We start from the raw sequence: 25,452 nt of genomic DNA, 5'->3' as shown, positions 1-25,452 counted from the left end.
TGCATCGGAGAACTGAACTAGCGCGAGCGCCACTCACCGCGTTTGCCCCGGTGCTGACGGGCGTGGCCACGCTCGCCTCGATGGGCATCCATATAGGTCAACAAACCGTCCACTTGCTCGGCTGAGATGACTTCACCCAGGCGATAGGTGAGGGTCTCTCTGGCTTCGGCGCGTGCTTGTTGTCGGTCCTCACGGCTCGGGCGTTCAGCGCCGGCTGTACGCGCTGCGCGCATCATCTCACGTCGTTCCTGCATCACCTCACGCATGACCTCGCGCACCTGCTCGCGCTCGGCATCGGTCAACTCAAGCTGCTCAAAAATGTAAGTGAAGCGCTCGGCACGGGGGTGCTGTTGGCTATCGGCCAGGGCCGGAACGGCACTGGTCATCAGGGCGGCGCTCAGCAAGGCAATGGTCATCAGTTTCATGGCTGTTTCCTCAGGGGTTTGATAATCGGGGCGGGGGTTGCCCTCTCACCGTAGCCACTATGCCCACCACATTTGCACAGAGTGTGGAGAAACCGAGGAACTTAGCCTTCGTATTTGTAACCGGCGCCGTATACCGAGCGCACAAACTCCTGCTGTGGCGCGAGTTGCTGGAGTTTTTTGCGCAGATTTTTGATGTGGCTGTCGATGGTGCGGTCGCTGACCACCCGCTGGTCCGGGTAGACCACATCCATCAACTGATCGCGTGAATAGATGCGCCCCGGACGTTGAATCAGCGTGTCCAGCAGGCGCATTTCAATGGCCGTCAGCTCCACGGAGGCATCCGCCAAGTGCACCCGATTGCTGTCGGGCTCGAGCCTCAATGCCTCGCTGTTCTCCGGCTCGGGCAAGCTTTGCGTTCGGCGCAATACGGCGCGCACGCGCGCAACCACTTCCCGCGGACTGTAGGGTTTGCAGATATAATCGTCGGCGCCCAGCTCCAGCCCCAGCAGGCGGTCAATTTCCTCGACCCGGGCGGTGGTCATGATCACCGGTGTGGTTCTGGTTTTGCGCAGCTCCCGGCACAGGGACAGACCGTCGACACCCGGCAACATCAGATCAAGCAGGATCAGGTCTGTGCTGTTGCGGGCGAGCCAATCGAGCGCGCTGTCGCCCCGGTAACAGCACTGCACCGCGTACCCCTCGCGGATGAGATACTGTTCAAGCACCTGTGCCAGTTTTTGCTCGTCTTCGACAATCAGAATATGGGACATCTCACACCCTCGCGGCAGGCAGTGTCAGTCGCAGGGCCAGACCGCCCAACGGGGAGTGGGTCGCACGAATCTCACCACCGTGAGCGTGCACAATTTCCCGGGCAATGGCCAGGCCCAGGCCCGACCCGCCACTGGCGCGGTCGCGCGACCCATCGACCCGGTACAGACGCTCAAACAAATGGCTCAAGGCCTCGTCCGGCACGCCCGGGGGTGAGTCCTGCCAGGACACCCAGACCTGCTCCGGGGTTACCTGAACCTCAATCACCAATGTTCCCGGCTGCTCGGCACTGCCCTCGGTGTAGTCCAGGGTGTTGCGTATCAGATTGTTGAACAACTGGGTCAGGCGTTCATTGTCGCCACGCACCGGCACGGCTGTGTCGGGCCCCTTGAGCGTACAGCTGATACACCGCTGCGCCATCAGCGGGCGGGCGTGTTCCAGAGCCTGGCGCAGCACCGCCATGAGGTCGAGGGAATGCATGCGGTAGCTGAGCGCCCCGGCGTCGGCGAGCGACAGTTCGTGCAGGTCACCGATCAGGCGCCCCAGGCGGAGAATTTCCTGATGCAATGAATTGAGGGTCTCGGGGTCGGGTCGACTGATGCCGTCGCGCAGGGCTTCGAGCTCCGCTTGCAGCACCGCCACGGGGGTGCGCAACTCGTGGGAAATATCCGCAACCCAGCGTTGACGAGCGCTGAGATTGTCTGCCAACGCCGCGGCCAAATGATTGAAGTCACGGGCCAGGTCGGCCAACTCATCGCGGCCCTGTTCAGGCAAGCGCTGGCTGTAGTCACCCGCGGCCAGGCGCGCACTCGCACCTTGCAAGCGACTGATCGGGCGCACGATGGCGGCCGCGAACGGAATGGCAATCGCCGCCGCGAGACTGAGGGCAATCAGGGTGATCCAAAACAGCTGTCGACGCTGCTGCTCGGCAAAGACCTGATCAAACTCATGCATCAAGCGCAGATTGCGCGGCACCCCGAGCTCGCCCACCGCCTCGCCATCGACCTCAATGGCATACCAGCTCAGCGCTTTGTCGGATGCGCCGATACGCCATACCAACTCACCACTGGCACTGCGTAATTGCATGGGCGGGTCGGGCTTGTCACCGCTCCCCTGCCGGGCGCGCCGATAGTCCGGCTCGCCGGGGCGCTCACTGCGGCCTCTGCGGTGCTCTGGCCAGAAAAAACGCCGCCCGATCCGGGCGAGGTGTTCGGCGCGGTCATCGACAAAGTCCCAGCTGCCCTCGCGCCGGTACTCGTCCGCCAGACGGTCGAGTAAAGGCGAAAGCCGCCGGTATTGCACCTGGTTCAAATAAGTATCGAAACTGTCGCTGAAAGCGCGACTGTTGGCATACAGAATAGCGCTCGCCAGAGCCGCGTTGGCGAGCAGTAGGAGCGCGAAGAGTTTGTACCTCAGACGGATACGCATAACCGGGATCCGGTAGTAACACTGTCGGCCAGACTAGCGGTTAAATGTGCAGACAGTATGAATTCACCAATCAGAAGACCTCATCCTCGTCCAGATCAAAGATGTAATCCGGCTCCAAGTCCAGATCGCGCATGATGTCCTCCCCCTCGGTACTGCGCAGGAGCTCCAACTCTTCGTCCGTGAGTTCGTCGTCCAGGCCCTGACGAATGACAATCTCGACGCGCCGGTTGCGCGCTCGACCATCCGGGGTAGCGTTGGTCGCCAGTGGCCGGGTATCGGAGAACCCGGATACCTGAAAGCGCCGCTCCTCCAGATAGTCTCCGCGCATCAGCTCGTGTGCCACCGACACGGCGCGCGCCGAGGACAGATCCCAATTCGAACGGAAGCGCTCCGAGCTGATGGGCAAGCTGTCGGTATGACCGTGGACTTGAATGCCCCCGGGCTTGAGCATCAGTACCGCCCGAATCTCGTCCATCACGTCAAAATAATCGGGGTTGAGCTGAGCCGACGCCGAGGGAAATGAGCCCTGCTCACGAATACGGATGATAATCTGTCGGCCGCGGGTTTCGATCTCGATTTGCCCGGAAACGATACGACTCTCGAGCCGCTGAGCCAGATCCGCCGCGGCCTCCTCGGTCTGGGCAATCAGCGCTTCCAGCCGCTGGGTGACCGCCTCTCGCCCGGTCTCATCAATTTCGCCGCGCTGAATGTCATACTCTTGCGCACACAGGACTTCCAGGCTCATCTGGGTGATGTCGTCGGTGCTCTGGAAAATCTCATTGATTGGGGTCGGCTCCGGGCGCCCCGGGCTGAACTCCTGGGCGATGATACTGGTGCCTTTGGGGACCTCATCGACCCGAATTTCCTGTTGCACACCAAACGCCTGTGCCAGCGAACCGGCCAAACGCCGGAATTGCATGGCGTCCATCTCGGAAAACGACAACAGCAACACAAAAAAGCACATCAAGAGTGCCATCAGGTCGGCAAAGGTGGCCATCCAGGGTGGCAGCGAACGGGCCTCGGGCGGCTTGAACTCGGTATCGTCACTCATGGCGCCAGCCGTCAGCCTCCAGCGTCAATAACATCGCGCTTGTTCTCGGGCAGGTAAGCACGCAGGATGGCATCGATCACCCGGGGGTTCTGGCCCTGCTGAATCGCCAACATACCATCGATAATCATGTTCTTGTTCATAGACTCCTCTGCCGCACGCAGCTTGAGCTTGTCGGCAATGGGGAGGAATATGGCATTGGCCAGAAGTACGCCGTAGAGGGTGGTCAGCAGGGCGATGGCCATGGCCGGGCCAATGGCCTTGGGGTCGTCCATATTGGCGAGCATCGCCACCAGGCCGATCAGGGTACCGATCATCCCCATGGCCGGGGCCACTTCCCCCAGGGAGGCAAAAATGGAGGAACCGTTGTAGTGCCGCTGCTCCGCCAGGGACTTGTCCTTCTGCAGCATGGTGCGCACCACATCCGCCTCGTGACCATCCACCAGCAGTTGGATGCCCTTGGCCAGAAAGGGGTTGCTGACCTCGCGGTTCTCCAGGGACAGAAGACCGCCTTTGCGGGCATTGTCCGCCAGGTCAACGATCTCATCAATCAGGTCCATCGGGTCATCGTTTTTGAACACGAAGCTCTTGCCGGCGACTTTGAAGGCGCCAAAGTACTGGCCCAGGCTGTATTTGGCCATGACCGCAAAGGTACTGCCCCCGATCACGATCACCAGGGAAGCCGGGTTGACAAACATGCCAAACTCCCCCGACATGTACATGGACACGAAAATCAGGCCGACCGCGCCGACCAGCCCTATGAGTGTTGCCAGATCCACAGAACGACTCCCCAGTTAATCACACATTGCCGGCCATTATCCGCTATCGCCGGGCGCAGGTCATCTTGTTGTACACCGCTGACCGAACTGCCCTGCCAAGATGGCCGCTGCAGGTTTATACTAGGTCATCGGCGGCAACGCCAAATTCTCAACCTGTCAGAGACACATTATGCCAACAAAGAAGAAATCGGCCGATTTTGAGCAGAGCTTGAGCGCTCTTGAAGGCCTGGTCAACCGTATGGAAAGCGGCGACTTGAGCCTGGAGGAGTCCCTCAAGGCCTTTGAGGAAGGTATTGCCCTGACCCGCGACTGCCAGGCCCGACTCGCGGCCGCCGAACAGCAGGTACAGAAACTGACCGAAAACCAGGGCGAGCTGACGCTGCAGGCGTTCGACGCCGAGCCCGACAGCGCCGAGGGCTGAGGGCCGCATGAGCGACGACTTTACGCACTACGCCCAAACCTGCCGCGAACGTGTGGATCGGGCACTGGACGCCTGCCTGCTCGACATCACCGAGGACAATCCGCTCCTGAGCGCCATGCGCTACGCGCTGCTCAACGGCGGCAAACGGGTACGCCCGTTATTGGTCTACGCCGCTGCCCGGGCGCTGGGCCGCAGCGCCGATGCCACGGTGGATCAGGCGGCTTGCGCACTTGAGGCCATCCACGCCTACAGCCTGGTCCACGATGACCTTCCCGCCATGGACGACGACGACCTACGCCGCGGGCAGCCCACCTGCCACATCCGTTTTGGCGAAGCGACCGCCATTCTCACCGGCGATGCGCTCCAGACTCTGGCGTTCGAACTGTTGACCACCTTACCCGCGACCGCCGCAACAGCCCGCCTGCAGGCCCTGCGAACGCTGACCCAGGCGAGCGGCGCGCAGGGCATGGTGCTCGGGCAGGCCATTGACCTGGCCGCCGTGGACAAAACCCTGGACCTGGCTCAGCTTGAACGGATGCACCAACACAAGACCGGTGCCCTGATCCGCGCCAGCGTTACCATCGGTGGGCTGCTGGGCGATGCTGACGCGACCCAGTTGCAGGCGCTGGATGACTACGCAGACGCCATCGGTCTGGCCTTTCAGGTGCAGGATGACATCCTCGACGTCACCACGGAAACTGCCGTGCTGGGCAAGCAACAGGGCGCCGATGTCGCCCGCAACAAACCCACCTATGTCGCCCTGCTTGGACTCGAGGGTGCTCGCACCAAAGCCGACGAGCTGCGCGATCGGGCCCTGAACAGCCTACGCCCCTTCGATGATCGGGCCGACGCGCTGCGCCAACTGGCGCAATATATTGTCGACCGGGGCAACTGAGCTAGGCACAACCGGGCAAACTCCCTACAATGTACCGTTTTTCGGTCAAGATAAGTCGCGATGTTTGACGAGATACCCACAAGCCGCCCCCGCACTCCCCTGCTGGACGCCATCGATTCACCGATAGACGTGCGTGCACTGGCGGAGAAGGACCTGCCCCGACTGGCCGAAGAGCTGCGGGCATTTATGCTCTACTGCGTAGGCCAGACAGGGGGACACTTCGGTGCCGGTCTGGGCGTGGTCGAACTGACCATCGCGCTGCACTACATCTACCACACCCCCGACGACCGCCTGGTATGGGACGTTGGCCACCAGGCCTATCCCCACAAAATCCTGACCGGGCGGCGCGAGCGCATGTTCACCATGCGTCAACAGGGCGGGCTGTCGGGCTTCCCCAAGCGCGACGAAAGCGACTACGACACCTTTGGTGTCGGCCACTCCAGCACCTCCCTGAGCGCCGCATTGGGCATGGCCATCGGCAGCGAAATGGCGGGCAGCAAGCGCAAATGTGCCGCCATCATCGGCGATGGCGCCATGACCGCAGGTATGGCCTATGAAGCCCTGAACCATATCGCCCACACCGACACTGACATGCTGGTGGTACTCAACGACAACAACATGTCCATCTCGCCCAACGTCGGCGGGCTGGCCACCTACCTGTCGAAAGTCTGGGGCAGCAAGTTTTACAACTCCCTGCGCGAAGGCAGCAAACAGGTACTCACCAAAATCCCCACCGCCTGGGAGTTTGCCCGGCGCACCGAGGAGCACCTCAAAGGCTTTGTCTCCCCGGGCACCCTGTTCGAGGAAATGGGTTTCAACTATGTTGGCCCCATCGACGGCCACGACCTGGGCGAACTCACGCACTACCTGCGCAACCTGCGCGCGGTCAAAGGCCCCAAACTGCTGCATGTGATCACCCGCAAGGGCAAGGGTTTTGGGCCAGCGGAGGATGACCCGGTCGGTTACCACGCGCTCACCAAAATCGAGCCGCGCAAAGCCCCGGCCGCCACGACAACAAAACGCCCCAAATACCAACAGGTGTTCGGACAATGGCTGTGCGACACCGCGGCACAGGACCCGCGCCTGGTCGGGATCACTCCCGCCATGTGCGAGGGCTCGGGCATGGTGGACTTTGCCAGACAGTACCCCGAGCGCTTTTACGATGTCGCCATTGCCGAACAACACGCGGTGACCCTGGCGGCGGGCATGGCCTGTGAAAATCAAAAGCCGGTGGTGGCCATCTACTCCACCTTTTTACAGCGCGCCTACGATCAACTGATTCACGATGTCGCGCTACAGAATCTGGATGTGACCTTTGCCATCGACCGGGCCGGCATGGTCGGTGAAGACGGCGCCACTCACAGCGGGGCCTTTGATATCAGCTATCTGCGCTGTGTGCCCCATATGGTAGTCGCCACCCCCAGTGACGAAAACGAATGTCGCCAACTGCTGACCACCGCCTATCAGCACGCCGGCCCGGCGGCCGTACGCTACCCCCGGGGCACCGGCCCCGGCGCCGAGATCGACCCGGCACTTGCGCCGCTGCCCCTGGGTAGAGGCCGACAGCTTCGAGTCGGGGAGCAGGTCGCGATACTGAATTTCGGCACTTCCCTGCCCGCCGCGCTCAGTGCCGCCGAAGCCCTCAATGCCAGCGTCTGCGATATGCGCTTTGTGAAACCCCTGGATACGGCGTTGATCGACCAGATGGCAGAAAGCCATGCACTGCTGGTCACCGTGGAAGAGAATGCCATTGCCGGGGGCGCGGGCAGCGCCGTGAGTGAATACCTGAGCACCCAGGGACGAAATACACCGGTGCTGCATCTGGGCTTTGCCGATACCTTTGTAGAGCATGACACTCAAAGGCAACAACTGGCCGATCAAGGATTGGATGCCGAGGGACTTGAGCAGGCCGTGCGTACACACTTGTCTGGTCTGCCCTTGAGCAGCGCCTTACCCTCAAAAGGGTAACCGCTCACTTCCGCAGCCCCCCTGAGATCACTCCGGCCACTCGTTGGCGGATAAATGCAGAATAGCGACTTCGCTGACAAAAGCCGTTTTTGCCAACAGATTCGCAGATTTTCTCTTTGACATGACTACACTCTGGCCCTGAACGTAACCGGTAGTCACTTTGAGCTCCCCGGAATTGAATACCCTAAGGGATAGCATACCTCGAACTTGTAACCGGTTACAAAACAAGACCAACTCTGAGGATGCATAACGATGATAAGATCCGTAAAAACACTACTCGCGATCACCGCACTGTTGTTGAGCTTCTCCGCGCAGGCTGGCTTTAGCGTCTCTGGCACCCAATTGCTGGACGCCAACGACAACCCCTTTGTGATGCGCGGGGTCAACGTCCCGCACGCCTGGTTCACTCATCAAACGGCACAATCCTTTGAAAACGCTGCTGCCCGCGGGGCCAACAGCGTACGCGTGGTGCTCAGCAATGGCGTCCTCTGGCAGCGCACCAGCGCCGCCGAGGTGGCCGATATCATTGCGATGGCCAAGGCCAGAAATATGATCGCGGTACTGGAGATTCACGACACCACCGGCTGGGGCGAGCAAACCGCCTCGACTCTGGCCCAGGCCGTGGATTATTGGCTGGACATTCAGGATGTCCTGGCCGGTCAGGAACGCTATGTCATTATCAACATCGGCAACGAGCCCTTTGGCAACGGACCCTCAGCCAACGACTGGACCGACGGCCACATCACCGCAATCCAGCGTTTGCGCAATGCCGGCCTGAGCCACACCTTGATGGTGGATGCCGCCAACTGGGGCCAGGACTGGGAGCAGATCATGCTCAACAACGCCCCCACCGTGTTCGAGGCTGACCCGGAACGCAACATTGTGTTCAGCGTACACATGTACGAGGTCTATCCGGATGATGCCGCCGTCAACAGTTACCTATCCGCTTTTCAGGACATGAACCTGCCTCTCGTGATCGGCGAGTTCGCTGCCGACCATTACGGGGTGGCCGTCGCTGCCGAGGCGGCCATTACCCGGGCGGAAGAATATGGCTACGGCTACCTGGGCTGGTCCTGGTCCGGCAACAACCCGGAGCTGGCCTCCCTCGACATCGTCTACAACTTCAGCAACGACCTCACCCCTTGGGGCGAACTGCTTTTTAACAGCACCAACGGCATCAGCCATACCGCACAAATCGCCAGTATCTTTACCGAGGACGATGATGGCAATGGCAATGGCAATGGCAATGGCAATGGCAATGGCAATGGCAATGGTGACGAGGATAGCGGCACCGAGGGACAACAATGCAACTGGTACGGCTCACTCTACCCACTGTGCGAAGCGCAAGATCACAGTTGGGGCTGGGAAAACAATCAGAGCTGTATCGGATCAGAGATTTGCCAGGATATTGTTGGCGACACCGAACCAGCCTGCGGCACAGCCGACAACGGCTACCCCTACTGCTGCGACTCCTCATCGGCCACCGGAGACGGCTGGGGCTGGGAGGACGGGCGCAGTTGTGTCATCAACGACAACGATGACAATGGCGATACCGACCCCACCACCTGCGACTGGTACGGCTCGCTCTTCCCCATGTGCCAACAACAAAGCGATGGCTGGGGTTGGGAGAATGAGCAGAGCTGTATCGGCGTGAATACCTGCAATTCACAGGGTAATTGATAGCTTCCCTTGCTGGATTTGGGTGCCCAACTGTCGGATTGCGCCCTGCGGGCTAATCCGACCTACTTGGGCATGGGCACGGTGTTTTGGGTTGGGTGCCTGACTGTCGGATTACGGCTGCGCCTAATCCGACCTACAGGAGACAGCGCGCCATTGTTCAAGTAGGTCGGATTAGGCGCAGCCGTAATCCGACAATGGAGCACCGAATGCCGATCTACTTGGGGTGAGTGCCGCGCTGCTGCGGGGCGTTTCAGCTCAGTTCTTGTTCGAATTCGTGGAGCAGATCGAGGGGCTCTATTTCTTCACCTTCGAGCTCATCATTCCAATTGACGCCGATCAGCAGTCCGTCATCGTGCATCCCCGGCAGCCAGTCGTCGAGCAACTCTTCCAGAGAAATCGGTTGCGGCTTGTAGTCTTTCCATTCGTCCTGGCAGTGCGCGAGCGCGAATTCCTGCTGTGACCAAAGCGGCATGACATCGCTGGTATTCCAGACCTCGGACGGACACAAAGCCCAACCCTCCGCGCCTTCAAGCCCCCAAACACAGCCGGTCGCTATGGCTTCGACAACAAAGCGGTCGAAATTTTCGGTCAGATCATCGCTCAGGGGTTCCATAGTGATTCCTTTGGGTTGCATCCGGGGGTCATAGCACCAGAGTATGACCTTGAGTTTTTAGCCAGTCGCGCTCGGCACGATAGTTGGGACAGACACTGGCCACACACTGCCAATAGGCTTTGCTGTGATTCGGGTGGCGCAAATGGCACACTTCGTGCGCCACCAGGTAGTCGATCACCGATGCGGGTGCCAGCAGAATGTGCCAATTGTACTGCAGCTCGCCCCGGTGGGTGCAATGGCCCCACTTGCTGCGCGTAGCCCGCACTTTTACATTGGCAACACGAAGCCCCATGCGTTCGGCCAGAGCGTGGCTCTTGGCTGCGAGCAGGTTCAGCGCCTCGGTCCTGTACCACTGCTCCACCAGACGCCGGGCCTGCTCGGTATCGTTGAGCCGGCTGCGTGTGGAAAGCACCACACGCAACGCTGTTCCCGCTCGTTCGATATTGGCTCTCGTCGCGCGCTCGATCACCAGCGACAGTGACTCACCGCAAAACGGCAGCGACTCGCCTGCATGGTAACGGCGCTCGGGTATTTCCGCCAGGCGCTTGCGCTGGCGGGCAAGTTTATCCAGCACCCAAGGCACGCGCGCCTGAAGTAAAGCCAGTACATTCGCCTGGGGAATCGCCCGAGGCGCTCGCACAATCACCTGACCTTTGTTCACTTCCAGGCCAATGGTGCGCCGCCGGTCCGAATGGCGGAGGGTGTAGTCGAACGGCAAAGTCATGTGCGCGGCGTTTCCTCTTGCCCGTACACCATCACCGCCGTACGCAAGCGGCTGCGACCAAAGGCGGTCATATGTTCAAAATCACTGCGCGCCAGCGGCATAAACTGACAGTCGAGCGCGGTCTGGCTGTTATCGTCAGGGTCGGGATCATGCACATAAATACAATCATCGTCGTAACCGCTCATGACTACCCAGTGGGGCGCCTTTTTGCTATCCATACGCCAGGTGCTGATCAGGATCAGGGGAACCGCGCCCTGCTGGAAGGCCGCGATCAGATCCTCCTGACGCACTTCCCGGTAATGCACCGGAATCTCCGCCTGCACCAGCGCCTGACGATAGTCTTCGTGCACGCTCGCCATGACGGTTTTCTTGTGTTCGTCGCGCACACCATCGAGAAACAGCGGCCCCTCCTGACTGACCCAAGCCTCGACTCTGAATCCACGCTTGGCCGCAGCAGCGGCCAAGCCCATGGGGTGGCACCCGCCATGCCCAGAGGTCATAAAAATCGTGGTCGCTTCACGCCAGATGCGCAGCTCTTCCATCTGCGAGGCTTGATAATTTTGATCGAGAGCCGTCATTGCCATCATCAGGGACGCCGGGCCACAAGTGAAGTGTGTGGTCTGGGCCAGCCAGGGAATGGCACCGTGACTGCTACCTTCACCCGCATAGACACGGATACGCTTCTGATAGCGCAAGGCATCACTGTGATCTTCGTAGTAATCGTGATACAGGCCAAAACGCCGATAACCGAGCGTTTCATACAGGCGAATGGCCCCGGTATTGAGGCTGCTCACCTCCAGGCGCATCTCCAACCGGCCACTGGCGCTGGCGCCCTGCTCGCCCGCCGCAATCAGGCGCGCGGCCAATCCTCGCCCGCGCCACTGAGGATCGACCGCGAGCGAATAGAGTCGGGCCAAGCGTGTGCCCCGGTGAAACAGCACCAGGCAGTAACCCACCAGTGCCCCAGCCTTCTCAGCCACCAGAAAGACGCTCTGGTCACTGTCGAGCCAACGCTTGAAACTGCGCCGACTCAGGCGGTCGCTTTCAAAGCAGCGCTTCTCCAACGCCAACAAGGCGTCGAGGTCCTGCGCTTGAGCGCTGCGTAGTGCAATATCGTCGGCAGTGTCAGTCATGATGTCCTGAGCCGGGGTCGGCACTTTGGGGTTGTCGGTAATTGAGCTCACGCATATAGGCGCCGATCTTCTCGATGTGCACCGCGACATGCTGCAACCAGCGGATCAGGTCCATCATGCTCACGCCCTGTTTGAGCTCCATGCGGCCCTGAGCCACTTGCTGTAAGGTCAGTTGGCGCACATTGTCTTCCATTACCGTCAGTTCGTCGACCCATTCACGCACCTGTTCGGCTGTTAATCCCTTGGGATGGAGCAGCTCCGCCGCCATTTGCGACACCAACTGTTTAGCCTCAAGCATGCGCTCTTCGCTGCGCAACGCCATACGGATACTTTTATTTTCGCTCCGATCCTGCAGGCGTTGCAGATGATCGACCACATGCAGAGCCGCCAATAACCGCTCCCACTGGCTGCCCTGGGTCTGCTCCAGGTGGATAGCATCAATATAGTCTTCCACCGCGTCCAGTTCACCGTCCCCCTCTCCCAGAGGGCGCGGGCGTGAACTGTCGCCCAGCAAATAGGCCAACTGTTCAGCGGTTCGCTGCACTTCTTTGGTCAACACCGTATGTACCGCCGTCAGCGCCAATTCCGGGTATTGCAGAAGACCCCGATCCAGAATTTTCTGATAAGGGTACACTTTGTCCGGAAATAGGCGCTCAATAAAGTGGGCGAACTGGCGGGCAAAAGGTAGCACCAACACCACACCGAGCAGATTGAAAGACGTGTGGAAGGCCACCAAAGCGACTTCAGCGTTGGCGTACAACTGCCCCGGTGCCCACCACTGCCACAGCGCGATATAGGGCGTGATCAGAAACACCGCCAGACTACTGACCGTGGTGTTGTAGAGCACATGGGAAAAGCCTGTACGCCGGACATGGATATTGCCGCCGATGGTCGCCGCAGCCGCCGTAAAACTGGTGCCGATATTCATCCCCACGACCAATGCGGCGGCCTGCTCGAAGTTGATGGTCCCCGCAAAGAGGGCGGTCAAGGCCGCGACCACCCCGGCACTGGAGGACTGGGTGATGATGGTAAAGATCACCCCGATCGCCACCAGCTTGAGCTTACCCCAAAGGCTGTCAACCGCGAAGCCGCTGAAGTCCACATAGCCTCGCAGGCCGTCGAGGCCCTCCTGCAACCCGGCGATACCGATAAAAATCAGACCAAAACCGGCCAAGGCGTAGCCCAGGCCACCCCAGCGTCGCCCGGCAAACAGGCGCATCAGCGCACCGGCAAAGACCAGCACGGCCGCCACCGCCGTAATCTGGAGCTTAAAGCCGAGCAGCGCCACCAGCCAACCCGTAAACGTGGTTCCCAATGCCGAACCGATGATGATGCCCAGGGCCTGAGAAAAACTCAGCAATCCGGCCCCCACGAACCCCACCGTCGCGATGATGGTAGCACTGGAAGATTGGAGCACCGCCGTGCCCACAACGCCGGTCAACATGCCGGTGAAGGGGCTCCGGGTAAAGCGCATCAGCGCCCCGCGAATGGCGTCTCCGGCCAGTGTCTTCAGGCCCTCGGTCATGAGTGCCATACCCAACAGAAACAAGCCCAAACCGCCGGCCACGCCGACAAAGACGGTCATCAGATCCATGCGTACTCTCTTTTCAGCTTCTGGTGCACCACACTTTCAGCGCTAGTCGTATAAGCATAACCGAAATTGGCCCCTTGGCCGGTGTGATACAGGCCCTTTCAGCGCGGCTTTTTTTTGCTAAGATGCCTGCCAACCTTCCGACACGATGACCGGCCGTTTATGAACGAGAAACTCTTCGCTGCCCTGCAGTACATCACGCCTCAACACCCGCTTTCGCGCCTGGTGGGGAAAATCGCCAACTGCCGCAAGCCCTGGGTAAAGAACACCTTTATCCGCTGGTTCGTACGCCGTTACCAGGTCAACATGGCCCTGGCCGCACAGGAGAACCCTCTGGCCTACGAGTGCTTTAACGACTTTTTTACGCGCGCCCTCAAGCCCGATGCGCGCCCCATCGCACAGGAGCCAGGGGCCATTGTCTGCCCCGCGGACGGCGCTGTCAGTCAACTCGGAGCGATTCGTGACGGGCGAATCTTTCAGGCCAAAGGCCAGGACTACAGCACCCGGGAACTGCTCGGGGGCGACGCCGAGCTGGCGGCACAGTTTGACGGCGGCCAGTTTGCGACAATTTACCTCTCACCCCGGGACTACCACCGCGTGCACATGCCCTATGGTGGCACTCTCACGCGCATGATCAGCGTGCCCGGACAGCTGTTCTCCGTCAATAATGCCACCGCCAATCAAGTCCCGCGACTGTTTGCCCGCAACGAGCGACTGGTGGCGATCTTCGACACGGATATCGGCCCGATGGCAGTGGTTCTCGTGGGCGCCATGATTGTGGCGGGTATTGAAACCGTCTGGGCGGGAGAGGTGGCGCCTTGCCGGGGCGAGGTGACCGATGCCCACTATGCGGAGCAAAATATCAGCCTGGCCAAGGGCGCAGAAATGGGCCGGTTTAAACTCGGTTCAACGGTGGTTTTATTGTTTCCGAAAGACGCGAATGAGTGGTCGTCGGTATACGGGGCCGGGAGCACCACCGTGATGGGCCAGGTGCTGGGCCGCAAAATCTGATATTGCCTAGCGAGCCAATCCCAGGGAGGGGAGCCAGGTAGGCCAGCGGCGGCTGTGCAGGTAAAAATCGCGTACCAACTCCAGATCAACAGCCAGTCCTTCACTGCGTAAATCGTGCATGATCCGGTAACCGTCAGGATCCGGGAAGCGCTCACCGCGCTCCAGGCGTCCGGCATACGCTGCCAGATCACGCACTTCGTATTCAGACACGGGCTGATGTCGACGGTCGAGCACACACACAACGCGGGGCTTGAGTCGCCACTTGAAGTTCTGTTCCACGACCACGGCAATCTCACCGGTATCCAGCTCCACCAGACTGCCTGTAGGGTAAAGACCAATGGCGCGAATAAATTCCACCACCAGCTGCTCCTGAAAGAAGATATTACGCTGCTCGTAGAGCCGGGCAACCGCCTTCGAGGGGGCCAGTGGTTCTTGCGCCGCGCGCGGATAGGTAATCTCGTCGTAGAAGGTCACGATACCCGCAATACGCCCGAGCAACGGAATCTTGTCGCCTTTGAGCCCGAGGGGAAAACCCGTACCGTTGAGGCGCTCGCAATGGGTTTTGACTATCCCCATCACCCGCGGATCGATATTGGGAACCGTACGCAGTATCTCGACCCCAAAATTGACAAAGCGACGGTACTGTTCTTCTTCCCAAGGCGTGCGCTCGGCGTTTTCCAGGGTCACCCGATCGAGCCGGGTCTTGCCGACATCCTTGAGTAACAAGCCCTGGGCCAACGCCTCCAGGTCGGGTTTTGACAGCCCCATATGCCGCCCCAGCAGAATACCCCAAACACTGGCACGCACGGCGTGATCATAGGTGTGGCGATCATGCCCTTCAATACGGGCAACCCAGGTGATGGCATCGGGATTGCGCAACGCCGAGTCCACCAAATCACCCGCCACCTCACGCAGCTCGGCCACCGAACCATCCGCACCCTCCTTGAGGCGCTCAAAGGTTTGCTCCAGTACCTCACAGGCTTGCAGGTGAGTTTGCCGTGCGACCTGGATCTCGCGCGACAGCTTATGGGTTACCGGGTAGCGGTCAGGCTCGACTTTGATCGGGGCAACCGGCTTGGCCAGCTTGCGCAACTGAGGACGTCGGGTGTCGGGAGCAGTGTCTTGGGATGGTTTTCTATCGGCGTAGGCATAGGCGCGCAGGTTCGCACGCGCCGGGGCATCGCAGCGTGCCACGTCAATGCTCACCTGCTTGCACAGGCTCTGCAGTAGGCGAATATCGTCTTGGGTCTTGACCGGAAAGCCCTGCAGGGCAAAAGGAGTCTGACTCCACGGTCTATCGAGACCGGAGACAAACATGCCTACAGTGACTTGGCTGACGTCCAATTTTACTTGTTTTACGGCCACGCCGCGCTCCACCTAACGCTGATCCATACGCCAGTGTAGCCGGTTATTTTACGGCTTGCTAGAGCGAAAAATGCGCCAAGTTAGCCTATCACTCCCCGTGATAGACTGCCGACAGCTCGTGCACTGCCTCGATAAAAGCCCCGGCATGGGCTGGATCCACCTCAGGGGTGATCCCGTGACCAAGGTTGAAAACATGGCCACTGCCCCGGCCGTAACTCTCAAGAATCTGACCAACCTCGGCCCGAATACGCTCGGGACTGGCATACAGAATGGTGGGATCCATATTTCCCTGCAGCGCCACCCGCTGACCAACCCGGCTGCGCGCCTGACCGATGTCTGTGGTCCAGTCCAGGCCCAGGGCGTCGGCACCGGTGTCAGCCATCTGCTCCAGCCACTGGCCGCCGCCTTTGGTAAACAGAATCACCGGGACCCTCCGGCCATCGTGCTGGCGAATCAGACCCGATACGATCTGTTGCAGATATTTGAGCGAAAACTCCTGGTAGGCCGCGTGAGACAGTGCTCCGCCCCAGGTATCGAAAATCTGTACCGCTTGAGCGCCAGACTCAATTTGAGCATTCAGGTAAGCGGTGACCGACTGCGCCAGGGTGTCGAGCAGCTGGTGCATCACCTCCGGCTGATCATAGGCCATGGTTTTGGCACGGCGAAAATCCTTGCTCGAGCTGCCTTCGACCATGTAGGTGGCCAGGGTCCAGGGGCTACCGGAAAAACCGATCAGCGGCACCCGGCCGTTAAGTTCTCGGCGGATGGTTTTCACCGCGTCCATCACATAGCCGAGATCCTTGTAGGGATCCATGACTTTGAGCGCCTGAATATCGGCCTCGGTGCGTACCGGCTTACGGAATTTGGGCCCCTCGCCGGTTTCGAAATAGAGCCCCAGGCCCATGGCGTCGGGAATAGTCAGGATATCGGAAAACAAAATCGCCGCGTCCAGCGGGTAGCGCTCGAGCGGTTGCAGGGTCACTTCGCAGGCCATGTCGGGGTTGGCGCACAGCCCCATGAAGTTACCGGCGCGCTCGCGTGAGGCGCGATACTCCGGCAGATAGCGTCCGGCCTGGCGCATCATCCATACGGGCGTGACGTCCACAGGCTCACGCATCAAAGCGCGCAGGAAACGGTCGTTTTTGAGTTCGCTCATGTTGTTCACCTGGGGAAATAAAATAAGCCCCGCTCGGGGCGGGGCATTGGTAGCACCTTGAAGGTTGGGTGCCTCAGTGTCGGATTACGCCCCTTTGGGGCTAATCCGACCTACTCAAACAATGGCACGCCGTATCGAGTAGGTCGGATTAGCGCAGCGTAATCCGACACTGAGGCACCTGAAGGTCGATCAGACCTCCAGATAATCCATGATCCCCTCAGCCGCTTCACGTCCTTCCCAAATGGCGGTCACCACCAGATCAGAGCCGCGCACCATATCACCGCCGGCGAAGACCTTCGGGTTCGAGGTCTGGAATTTGAATGTCTGCTCTTCGGGGGCAACCACACCACCCCAATCAGCAACATTGATCTTGTGATCGCCAAACCAGTCGGCCGGGCTCGGGCGGAAACCAAAAGCAATCAATACCACGTCCGCCGGCAGAACTTCCTCGCTGCCCTCAATGGGCTCCGGGCGACGACGGCCGTTTTCATCCGGCTCACCCAACTTGGTGGTTACTACCTTGACGCCCTCGACCTTGTCTTCACCCACGATCGCGACCGGCTGACGATTGAACAGGAACTTGACGCCCTCTTCTTTCGCGTTGGCCACCTCGCGCCGCGAGCCGGGCATATTTTCTTCGTCCCGACGATAAGCACAGGACACGCTTTCGGCGCCCTGACGGATAGAGGTACGGTTGCAGTCCATGGCGGTATCACCACCGCCCAGCACCACCACACGCTTGCCATCGACGCTGATAAACTCGCTCGGATCTTTTTCAAAGCCCAGGTTGCGATTGACGTTCGATACCAGGAACGGCAGAGCATCGTGAACGCCCGGCAGATCCTCGCCAGGGAAACCACCCTTCATATAGGTGTAAGTCCCCATTCCCATGAACACCGCATCATAGTCGCGCAGCAATTCTTCCATGGTCACATCTTTGCCAACTTCGGTGTTCAGACGGAACTCGATACCCATCTCGGTAAAAATTTCCCGACGCCGGGTCAGGACACTTTTTTCCAGTTTGAACTCGGGGATACCAAAGGTCAGCAAGCCACCGATTTCCGGGTATTTGTCGAACACCACGGGCTTGACGCCATTGCGCACCAGGACATCGGCACAGCCGATACCGGCGGGGCCCGCTCCGATGACCGCGACCTTTTTATCGGTCCACTTCACCTTTGACATGTCCGGCTTCCAGCCCATGGCAAAAGCGGTGTCGGTGATGTACTTCTCGGCGTTGCCGATGGTCACAGCACCGAAACCGTCGTTCAGAGTACAGGCGCCTTCGCACAGGCGATCCTGCGGACACACCCGGCCACACACTTCCGGCAGGGAGTTGGTCTGGTGGCTCAGCTCGGCCGCCTCAAAAATGTTGCCCTCGGAAATCAGCTTCAACCAATTGGGAATGAAGTTGTGCACCGGGCACTTCCATTCACAGTAAGGGTTGCCACAGTCCAGGCAGCGGTGCGCCTGACCGGCCACCTGATCCTGGGTGTAGGGCTGGTAGATTTCCACAAACTGATGCTTGCGCGTCTCAATATCCTTTTTTTCAGGATCCTGGCGCCCGACATCAATAAACTGAAAATTGTTGCTTAAACGTTCGGCCATTTTCTACGCCTCTAAAACGGATTAACCGGGAGTTATTCGCCGCGCTTTTGCACGCTGTCGAGCAAACTGGCAAGGCTGGCGGCCTTGGGTTTTACCAGCCAAAACTTACCGACATAGTCGTTAAAGTTTTCCAGCAACTCACGCCCCCAGGCACTCTCGGTTTCATTCACAAATTCGGTAATCACCCCGCGCAGATGATTGCGGTACGCCTCCAGCGACTCGGTGTCGATACGATGGATATCCACCAGCTCGTGGTTGTAGCGATCGACAAAGTCATTGGCCTCGTCCAGCACGAGAGCAAAACCGCCGGTCATGCCCGCACCGAAGTTGACGCCGGTTTTACCCAGCACGGTGACCACACCACCGGTCATGTATTCGCAGCAGTGATCGCCCGCGCCTTCAACAACCACCTGGGCACCGGAGTTGCGAACGCCACAGCGTTCACCGGCAACACCCGCGGCAAACAGCTTACCGCCGGTAGCACCGTACAGGCAGGTGTTGCCCATGATGCTGGTGTCCTGGGACTTGAAGCTGGAGTTGCGCGGCGGACGCAGTACAACTTTGCCGCCGGCCATGCCTTTGCCGACATAGTCGTTGGCATCGCCTTCCAGATAGATTTCCAGACCGCCCGCGTTCCAGACGCCCAGGCTCTGACCGGCAACACCGGTGAGTTTGAGCTTCACCGGCACCTCGGCCATACCCTGGTTGCCGTAACGCTGGGCGATTTCACCACTGATACGCGCACCGATGGAGCGATCGCAGTTGGTCACCCGGAACTCGAATTCGCCACCGGCTTTGGCTTCGATCGCGGGCAACATGGTAGCGACCATGCGTTCCGCCAACTCACCTTTATCGAACGGTTCGTTCTTATCGACCGCGCACAGCTGCGGCTTGCTGTCGAGCAGCGCATCGGTGTACACCATCGGACTCAGGTCGATCTGTTTCTGCTTCTCGGTTTGACCTTCGATACGCTCGAGCAGGTCAACGCGACCCACCAGCTCGGCCAGTGTGCGCACGCCCAGGCGGGCCATCCATTCGCGGGTCTCTTCGGCCATAAAGGTGAAGAAATTCATGGCCATTTCGACGGTGCCGATGTAGTGGTCCCGGCGCAGATCATTGCGCTGGGTAGCGACACCGGTTGCACAGTTGTTCAGGTGACAGATGCGCAGGTATTTGCAGCCCAGCGCCACCATCGGACCGGTACCGAAGCCGAAACTTTCGGCGCCGAGCATGGCCGCCTTGACCACATCCAGACCGGTTTTCAAACCGCCGTCGGTCTGGACCCGCACCTTGTCGCGCAGATCGTTGGCGCGCAGGGTCTGATGGGTTTCACTCAGGCCCAGCTCCCAGGGCGAACCGGCGTAGCGGATCGAGGTCAGCGGACTCGCGGCGGTACCACCGTCATAACCGGAAATGGTGATCAGGTCGGCGTAAGCCTTGGCCACACCGGCGGCAATGGTGCCCACACCCGGGCGCGACACCAGCTTGACCGACACCAGCGCCTTCGGGTTGACCTGCTTGAGGTCGTAAATCAGCTGCGCCAGATCTTCAATAGAGTAGATGTCGTGGTGCGGCGGCGGCGAAATCAGGGTCACACCGGGTACGGAGTAACGCAGACGCGCGATCAGCTCATTGACCTTGCCACCGGGCAACTGGCCGCCCTCACCGGGCTTGGCGCCCTGGGCGACCTTGATCTGAATGACTTCGGCATTGACCAGGTAGTGCGGGGTCACACCAAAGCGGCCGGACGCCACCTGCTTGATTTTGGATGATTTGATGGTGCCGTAACGAGCCGGATCTTCACCGCCTTCACCGCTGTTGGAGCGACCGCCCAAACGGTTCATGGCTTCCGCCAACGCCTCATGAGCCTCGGGCGACAGCGCGCCCAGGGACATACCGGCGGAGTCAAAACGTTTGACGATTTCCGACACCGGCTCGACTTCACTCAGGGGAATCGGCTCGATACCTTCACGCACTTTGAGCAGGTCACGCAGGGTTGCCACCGGACGCTGGTTAACCAGGTCGGCATAATTGCGCCACAGCCCAAAATCACCCGCCTGCACGGCTGCCTGCAAGGTCTGGATCACGTCCGGGTTAAAGGTGTGATATTCCTGACCGTGGACATATTTGAGCAGGCCACCCTGAACGATCGGTTTGCGATCCAGCCAGGCCACTTTCGCCAGGGCTTTCTGATCGGCTTCCAGATCTTCGAAACGGGCGCCTTTGATACGCGAGGGCGTGCCTTCAAAACAGATATCGACCACATCGTCCGCCAGGCCCACAGCTTCAAACAGCTGGGCACCGCGGTAGGAGGTAATGGTGGAAATACCCATTTTTGACAGGATTTTGAGCAGTCCTTTGTCCACACCTTTGCGGTAATTCTTGTACGCCTGATCGACGTCGGTGAGCAGCTCGCCGGTTTCGATCAGTTGGTTGAGCACGTGATAGCTCAGATAGGGATAGACCGCCGTGGCGCCGTAGCCAATGAGCGCCGCCACCTGATGAGAATCCCGGGCGGTGCCCGTCTCAATGATGATATTGGCCTCGCAGCGCAAGCCCACCTTGGTCAGATGGTGATGCACGGCACCGGTCGCCAGCAGCGCATGCACCGGCAAACGCCCCTGCTTGATACCGTTGTCTGACAGCACCACCAGAACGGTGCCCTGTTTCACGGACGCCGCCACCTGCTCGCACAGATCGGCGATCGCCTGCTGCAGGCCCTTCTCGTTCGGATCGTAGGACAGATCAAAAGTCTCGGCGTCGTAACCGGTACGGGGCAAGTTGAACAGTGCACGGAATTTTACCGGCGAGAGCACCGGCGAACGCAGAATAATGCGATCGGCGTGCGCCTCGGTTTCTTCGTACACGGACAGCTCACGGCCCAGACAGGTTTCCAGGGACATGACGATGGCTTCGCGCAGCGGATCGATAGCCGGGTTGGTCACCTGAGCGAACTGCTGACGGAAATAATCGTAGAGCGGGCGCTGCTGGCGTGACAGCACCGCCATGGGGGTATCGTCACCCATGGAGCCCACGGCCTCCTGGCCGCCTTCCGCGAGCGGACGCATCACCTGGTCGCGCTCTTCGTTGGTGACCTGGAACAGCTTCATGTAAGCCTTGAGCTCACCGTTGTGAATGCCGTTTTCAGCTTCGTCATTGGCCAACGTCGACTCGATCCGCAAGGCCTTGTCTTTCAGCCACTGCTTGTAAGGCTTGGTGCCTTTGAGCTGCTCATCCACGTCTTGGGTGTGATAGAGCTTGCCAGTCTCGGTATCGACAGACAGGATTTGACCCGGGCCGAGGCGCCCCTTGGCCACCACGTCTTCGGGCTTGTAATCGTACACACCCACTTCCGACGCGACGGTAATGACGTCGTCTTTGGTAATGACCCAGCGAGAAGGGCGCAGGCCATTGCGGTCCAGAGTACAGACAGCGTAGCGGCCATCAGTGATAACCAGACCTGCCGGGCCATCCCAGGGCTCGACGTGCATGGAGTTGTATTCGTAGAACGCCCGCAGCTCGGGATCCATGTGCTCGACGTTCTGCCACGCCGGCGGCACCAGCATACGGATGGCGCGGTGCAGCTCCATGCCGCCGGTGAGCAGCACTTCGAGCATATTGTCCAGGCTGGAAGAGTCAGAGCCGGTGCGATTGACCAGCGGCGCAACGCTCTCAAGCTCTGGCAGCAGATCCGTACTGAATTTGGAGGTGCGCGCGACCGACCAGTTGCGGTTCCCCATCACGGTGTTGATCTCACCGTTGTGTGCCAGCATACGGAACGGCTGCGCGAGCGGCCACTCGGGCAGGGTGTTGGTCGAGAAGCGCTGATGGAACACACAGATCGCCGTCTCTACCCGTTCATCGGCGAGGTCGGCAAAGAACTGCGGCAGATCCACGGGCATCATCAGGCCTTTGTAGGAGATGACGGTGGTGCTCAAGCTGGCAATATAGAAGGCCTTGTCGCCCTCCAGGCGCAACTCGGTCTTACGCCGGGCCATAAACAGGCGGGCGTTGACCTGCGCCAGCGGCAGCGTGCTGTCGGCGTTGATAAACACGTGATAGAACGACGGCAGGGACTTGAGCGCGATCGGGCCCAGGCAGCTACTGTCCACCGGCACTTCACGCCATCCAGCAACCTCCAGGCCCTGAGCGGTCAATTCTTCGCTCATGATCTTGCGTGCGGCCTCGGCCTTGTCGGCATCCCGGCTCAGCATGACCGCACCGACGCCATAAATGTCGCTCAGCTCGGCGCCACACACCTCTTTGGCCACGGCACGCAGGAAGCCGTCGGGCTTCTGCAGCAACAATCCGCAGCCGTCACCGGTTTTGCCGTCTGCGGCGATACCGCCGCGGTGGGTCATGCAAGTCAGGGACTCGATGGCCGTTTCCAGCAACCGGTGGCTGGTTTTGCCCTTTAAATGGGCAACCAGGCCGAAACCGCAGTTGTCTTTAAACTCGTCTAACCTGTAGAGGCCAGTGGTCATACGCTGTCTCTCAATCATCGTTCGGGTTACTCAACGACTCCAAGCCACGGCCCACGCGGGCCCCAGCATCTAAAATCGCACTTCAGACAAAAAAGCCCCTGACAAAAACGGGGCTCAAATGGGCGCAGAATATTACCCGTTACCCTGCCTGATAGCAAGTTTCGCGGTGTAGACCTATCGCCGCAGGCGGGATAGTGGAGCAAGATTCCTGCCGATTTCCATACGCCGAAAATGAATCATTGCTCAAAACCCGCACGAGAACAAAGTGTGAACCAGTTCACAAAGCCTGTATTTTCCGCCAGAATGCGGCTGTTAAACGCTCTACATGGTACGGCAGGCGAGCTAGGATAGGCCTAAGGCTCGTATTCCAGCCCTCAGAGGAATATATAGAAAGGCCAATAATCTCAAACCAACAAGGAATTCAAGATGATCGGTATGCGCTTACCCATCAAACGGGGGCTTGGCAGCACCCTTCTTATGGCTGTCCTCAGCCTTACCCTCGCCGCCTGCGGCAGTAGCTCCGACGGCCCCTCAAGGCTGGACAACATCAACAACGGCGGCTCCGGCCAGAATGGTAATGGAGCGGGCACTAATGGCAACGGTTCCGGTGAAAACGGGAACGGAAGCGGGGGCGACGACGGCTCCAGCATACCTGAACTCAACCTCTACTTCGGGAGCGGTTCAGGTGACGACTTCCAGGAAGGCGTCATAGGAAAATCGGTCACCGCCGCACTCACTCCAGGCGGCAGCGCGGGCCTCAACGTAACATTGGTTGACGAGGACGGTGCGCGCGTTAACGAGCCCCTCGAGGTCAGCTTCGAGTCACCCTGTTTGAGATCAGGCGACGCCATCATCAGCGACATATCCAGCGGTTTCGGCCAGGCCAGCGCTACCTACACCGCGAACGGCTGCGCCGGAGAGGACTCGATCACTGCCTACCTGGGAATCGGTGACACCACCCTGGCCGCTTCAACAACCCTCGACATCGACGCCGACGTTGAAACCGCCATCAGCTTTATCGAGGCCGACACCAACTTCATCAGTATCAAACATGTCGGCGGCACCGAAGTTGCCACTGTCACTTTCCAGGTGCTGGGTAGAACACTCGAGCCCATTCGCGGCGCCCAGGTCAACTTTTCTTTGAGCGGGGCGAATCGCGACGTCATGCTCCTGGACGAGACCGGTATCTCTGATCGCGAGGGCATGGTCAGAGCACGTGTCGAATCGGGCTACGCGGCAACGACCGTCAGGGTCACCGCTAAACTCGACGAGGCGGATGCCTTTACCCAATCGAGCATGCTGATAGTATCGAGCGGGATTCCGGTCCAAAGCCATTTCAGCGTGTCCGCCAGTGACCTGCACCCTCTGGGTCTGGGTATGGACGGCGTGCCTTCAGAGATCACGGTCCGCATGGCCGACCAGTTTGGCAACCCTGTGCCTGACGGGACCGCTGTTTATCTGACCACAAATAGCGGCGCGATCGAACCGGGCTGTATGACGGAAGGCGGAGCCTGTACAGTCCTCTGGACAAGCCAGAACCCTCGGCCGTCCGGGACCGGCAACTTCACTGTCAATCAGTTGGGCGACACAACATGCCTTGAAGGCTATGAGTGCCGCGCTGGGCGGGTCCTGATCATGGCCACTGCAATAGGCAATGAATCCTTTATCGACCTGAATCAGAACGGTCGTTACGATCATGGCGTCGACTTCTTTGGGCTCAACGGCAACTGCGCCCCCAATGTGCCTCGCAGTGCCGCCGACTTGCACCAGGATCTCAGGGAAAATCACGCCTGCGACGATCTGGGCGACGCTTACCTGGACACCAACCGCAACGCCTCTCACGACGACGGCCTGGAGCCTGTGTGGAAAACGGCCGAGATGAGTGGCGGCACCGCCAGGGAGCCAGGCAACGAGATTTACGACGGCATCCTGTGCCGAGAAGGTGACGCCGACGCTGGCCATTGTACCCGCGAAACGGTGGTGGTCCGTGGCGAAACCGTACTGGTAATGCCCGATGAAAACGTCTATGTAGACCCGATAACCGAACGCCTTCCCGGCCAGCCAGCATCCGTAGCCCTGGGACTCGGTGAAAGTGTGGAATTCTCCGTGGGTCTGGCTGATATCAATGGCAATCTGCTGCCCCCAGGCACTACTATCTCCGTAGACACAAGCAGCGCGGAAAATATTGAAGCCCGAGCGATGCCAGAGGACCTGGCGGTAAGAGTCAACGGGGAGCCCAACAGAGCGACCATTTTCTTGACTGCAAGCCAAGATGAAGCTGCATCCGGGATGATTTTCATTGAGGTTGATACCGGCGGCCTGATCAGCAACTTTCGCGTCAACATCAACTAGACA

General features: G+C 59.6%; 19 protein-coding genes. 6 read left to right on the top strand and 13 right to left on the bottom strand.

Annotated elements, in window-relative coordinates:
* Positions 1-17: 17 nt before the first annotated feature.
* The 5 genes from DKW72_RS12420 to pomA form a co-directional block, all read right to left on the bottom strand.
* On the bottom strand, positions 18-425 hold the full coding sequence (locus DKW72_RS12420; RefSeq protein ID WP_111642703.1) for a hypothetical protein: 408 nt from the start codon (positions 423-425) through the stop codon (positions 18-20).
* A gap of 101 nt (positions 426-526) precedes the next feature.
* Positions 527-1,195, bottom strand: a complete 669-nt coding sequence (locus DKW72_RS12415) for a response regulator (RefSeq protein WP_111642702.1) — start codon at positions 1,193-1,195, stop codon at positions 527-529.
* A 1-nt stretch (position 1,196) separates the two neighbouring features.
* Entirely contained in the window at positions 1,197-2,621 is a 1,425-nt protein-coding gene (locus DKW72_RS12410) for an ATP-binding protein (protein WP_111642701.1), read from the bottom strand.
* Between the two features lie 70 nt (positions 2,622-2,691).
* A complete protein-coding gene (locus DKW72_RS12405; protein WP_111642700.1) occupies positions 2,692-3,672 on the bottom strand; it encodes a flagellar motor protein MotB in 981 nt (326 codons plus the stop codon).
* Positions 3,673-3,683: 11 nt separating this feature from the next.
* Entirely contained in the window at positions 3,684-4,448 is a 765-nt protein-coding gene (gene pomA, locus DKW72_RS12400; RefSeq protein WP_111642699.1) for a flagellar motor protein PomA, read from the bottom strand.
* Positions 4,449-4,617: 169 nt separating this feature from the next.
* Between pomA and DKW72_RS12395 the strand changes: the two genes are divergently transcribed.
* The 4 genes from DKW72_RS12395 to DKW72_RS12380 all read left to right on the top strand — a co-directional run bounded on the left by DKW72_RS12395 (position 4,618) and on the right by DKW72_RS12380 (position 9,412).
* Positions 4,618-4,869, top strand: a complete 252-nt coding sequence (locus DKW72_RS12395; protein WP_111642698.1) for an exodeoxyribonuclease VII small subunit — start codon at positions 4,618-4,620, stop codon at positions 4,867-4,869.
* Between the two features lie 7 nt (positions 4,870-4,876).
* Positions 4,877-5,764 (top strand): (2E,6E)-farnesyl diphosphate synthase, encoded by an 888-nt coding sequence (ispA, locus tag DKW72_RS12390; RefSeq protein ID WP_111642697.1) that lies wholly within the window; start codon positions 4,877-4,879, stop codon positions 5,762-5,764.
* 60 nt (positions 5,765-5,824) lie between these two features.
* Positions 5,825-7,732 carry a 1-deoxy-D-xylulose-5-phosphate synthase gene (dxs, locus tag DKW72_RS12385; protein ID WP_111642696.1) on the top strand — a complete coding sequence of 636 codons (1,908 nt, stop codon included), beginning with the start codon at positions 5,825-5,827 and terminating at the stop codon, positions 7,730-7,732.
* Between the two features lie 252 nt (positions 7,733-7,984).
* Complete coding sequence (locus DKW72_RS12380; RefSeq protein ID WP_111642695.1) at positions 7,985-9,412, top strand: cellulase family glycosylhydrolase; 1,428 nt, start codon at positions 7,985-7,987, stop codon at positions 9,410-9,412.
* A 250-nt stretch (positions 9,413-9,662) separates the two neighbouring features.
* Here the strand turns inward: DKW72_RS12380 and DKW72_RS12375 are convergent, their stop codons facing one another.
* The 4 genes from DKW72_RS12375 to DKW72_RS12360 are packed head-to-tail and all read right to left on the bottom strand — an operon-like array spanning position 9,663 to position 13,476.
* Positions 9,663-10,025 (bottom strand): DUF2750 domain-containing protein, encoded by a 363-nt coding sequence (locus DKW72_RS12375; RefSeq protein ID WP_111642694.1) that lies wholly within the window; start codon positions 10,023-10,025, stop codon positions 9,663-9,665.
* Positions 10,026-10,053: 28 nt separating this feature from the next.
* Complete coding sequence (locus DKW72_RS12370) at positions 10,054-10,749, bottom strand: M48 family metallopeptidase (protein ID WP_111642693.1); 696 nt, start codon at positions 10,747-10,749, stop codon at positions 10,054-10,056.
* The gene (locus DKW72_RS12365) at positions 10,746-11,882 is read right to left on the bottom strand and encodes a GNAT family N-acetyltransferase/peptidase C39 family protein (RefSeq protein WP_111642692.1); all 1,137 of its coding nucleotides are present in this window, start codon (positions 11,880-11,882) and stop codon (positions 10,746-10,748) included. The genes DKW72_RS12370 and DKW72_RS12365 overlap by 4 nt, the downstream gene beginning before the upstream one ends.
* Complete coding sequence (locus DKW72_RS12360) at positions 11,875-13,476, bottom strand: Na/Pi cotransporter family protein (protein ID WP_111642691.1); 1,602 nt, start codon at positions 13,474-13,476, stop codon at positions 11,875-11,877. Before DKW72_RS12360 ends, DKW72_RS12365 begins: the two co-directional genes overlap by 8 nt.
* A gap of 159 nt (positions 13,477-13,635) precedes the next feature.
* On the opposite strand from DKW72_RS12360, the gene asd reads away from it, so the two are divergent.
* Positions 13,636-14,484, top strand: coding sequence for an archaetidylserine decarboxylase (gene asd, locus DKW72_RS12355; RefSeq protein WP_111642690.1), 849 nt, complete (start codon positions 13,636-13,638; stop codon positions 14,482-14,484).
* 6 nt (positions 14,485-14,490) lie between these two features.
* Here asd and DKW72_RS12350 read toward each other — a convergent pair whose 3' ends face one another.
* From DKW72_RS12350 to gltB, 4 genes are all read right to left on the bottom strand, one after another.
* Positions 14,491-15,849 carry an HD-GYP domain-containing protein gene (locus DKW72_RS12350; RefSeq protein WP_111642844.1) on the bottom strand — a complete coding sequence of 453 codons (1,359 nt, stop codon included), beginning with the start codon at positions 15,847-15,849 and terminating at the stop codon, positions 14,491-14,493.
* Positions 15,850-15,937: 88 nt separating this feature from the next.
* Positions 15,938-17,005 (bottom strand): uroporphyrinogen decarboxylase, encoded by a 1,068-nt coding sequence (gene hemE, locus DKW72_RS12345; RefSeq protein WP_111642689.1) that lies wholly within the window; start codon positions 17,003-17,005, stop codon positions 15,938-15,940.
* A 189-nt stretch (positions 17,006-17,194) separates the two neighbouring features.
* Positions 17,195-18,613, bottom strand: a complete 1,419-nt coding sequence (locus tag DKW72_RS12340) for an FAD-dependent oxidoreductase (protein WP_111642688.1) — start codon at positions 18,611-18,613, stop codon at positions 17,195-17,197.
* Between the two features lie 32 nt (positions 18,614-18,645).
* A complete protein-coding gene (gene gltB, locus DKW72_RS12335; protein ID WP_111642687.1) occupies positions 18,646-23,097 on the bottom strand; it encodes a glutamate synthase large subunit in 4,452 nt (1,483 codons plus the stop codon).
* A gap of 426 nt (positions 23,098-23,523) precedes the next feature.
* Here gltB and DKW72_RS12330 point away from each other — a divergent pair, with 426 nt between their 5' ends.
* Complete coding sequence (locus DKW72_RS12330; RefSeq protein WP_111642686.1) at positions 23,524-25,449, top strand: Ig-like domain-containing protein; 1,926 nt, start codon at positions 23,524-23,526, stop codon at positions 25,447-25,449.
* Positions 25,450-25,452: the final 3 nt, after the last annotated feature.

Source organism: Marinimicrobium alkaliphilum (genome assembly GCF_003259155.1).
GTDB lineage: Bacteria > Pseudomonadota > Gammaproteobacteria > Pseudomonadales > Cellvibrionaceae > Marinimicrobium_A > Marinimicrobium_A alkaliphilum.
The sequence above is the reverse complement of the archived record's forward strand: the minus strand, read 5'-3'. Positions and strand labels throughout refer to the sequence as shown.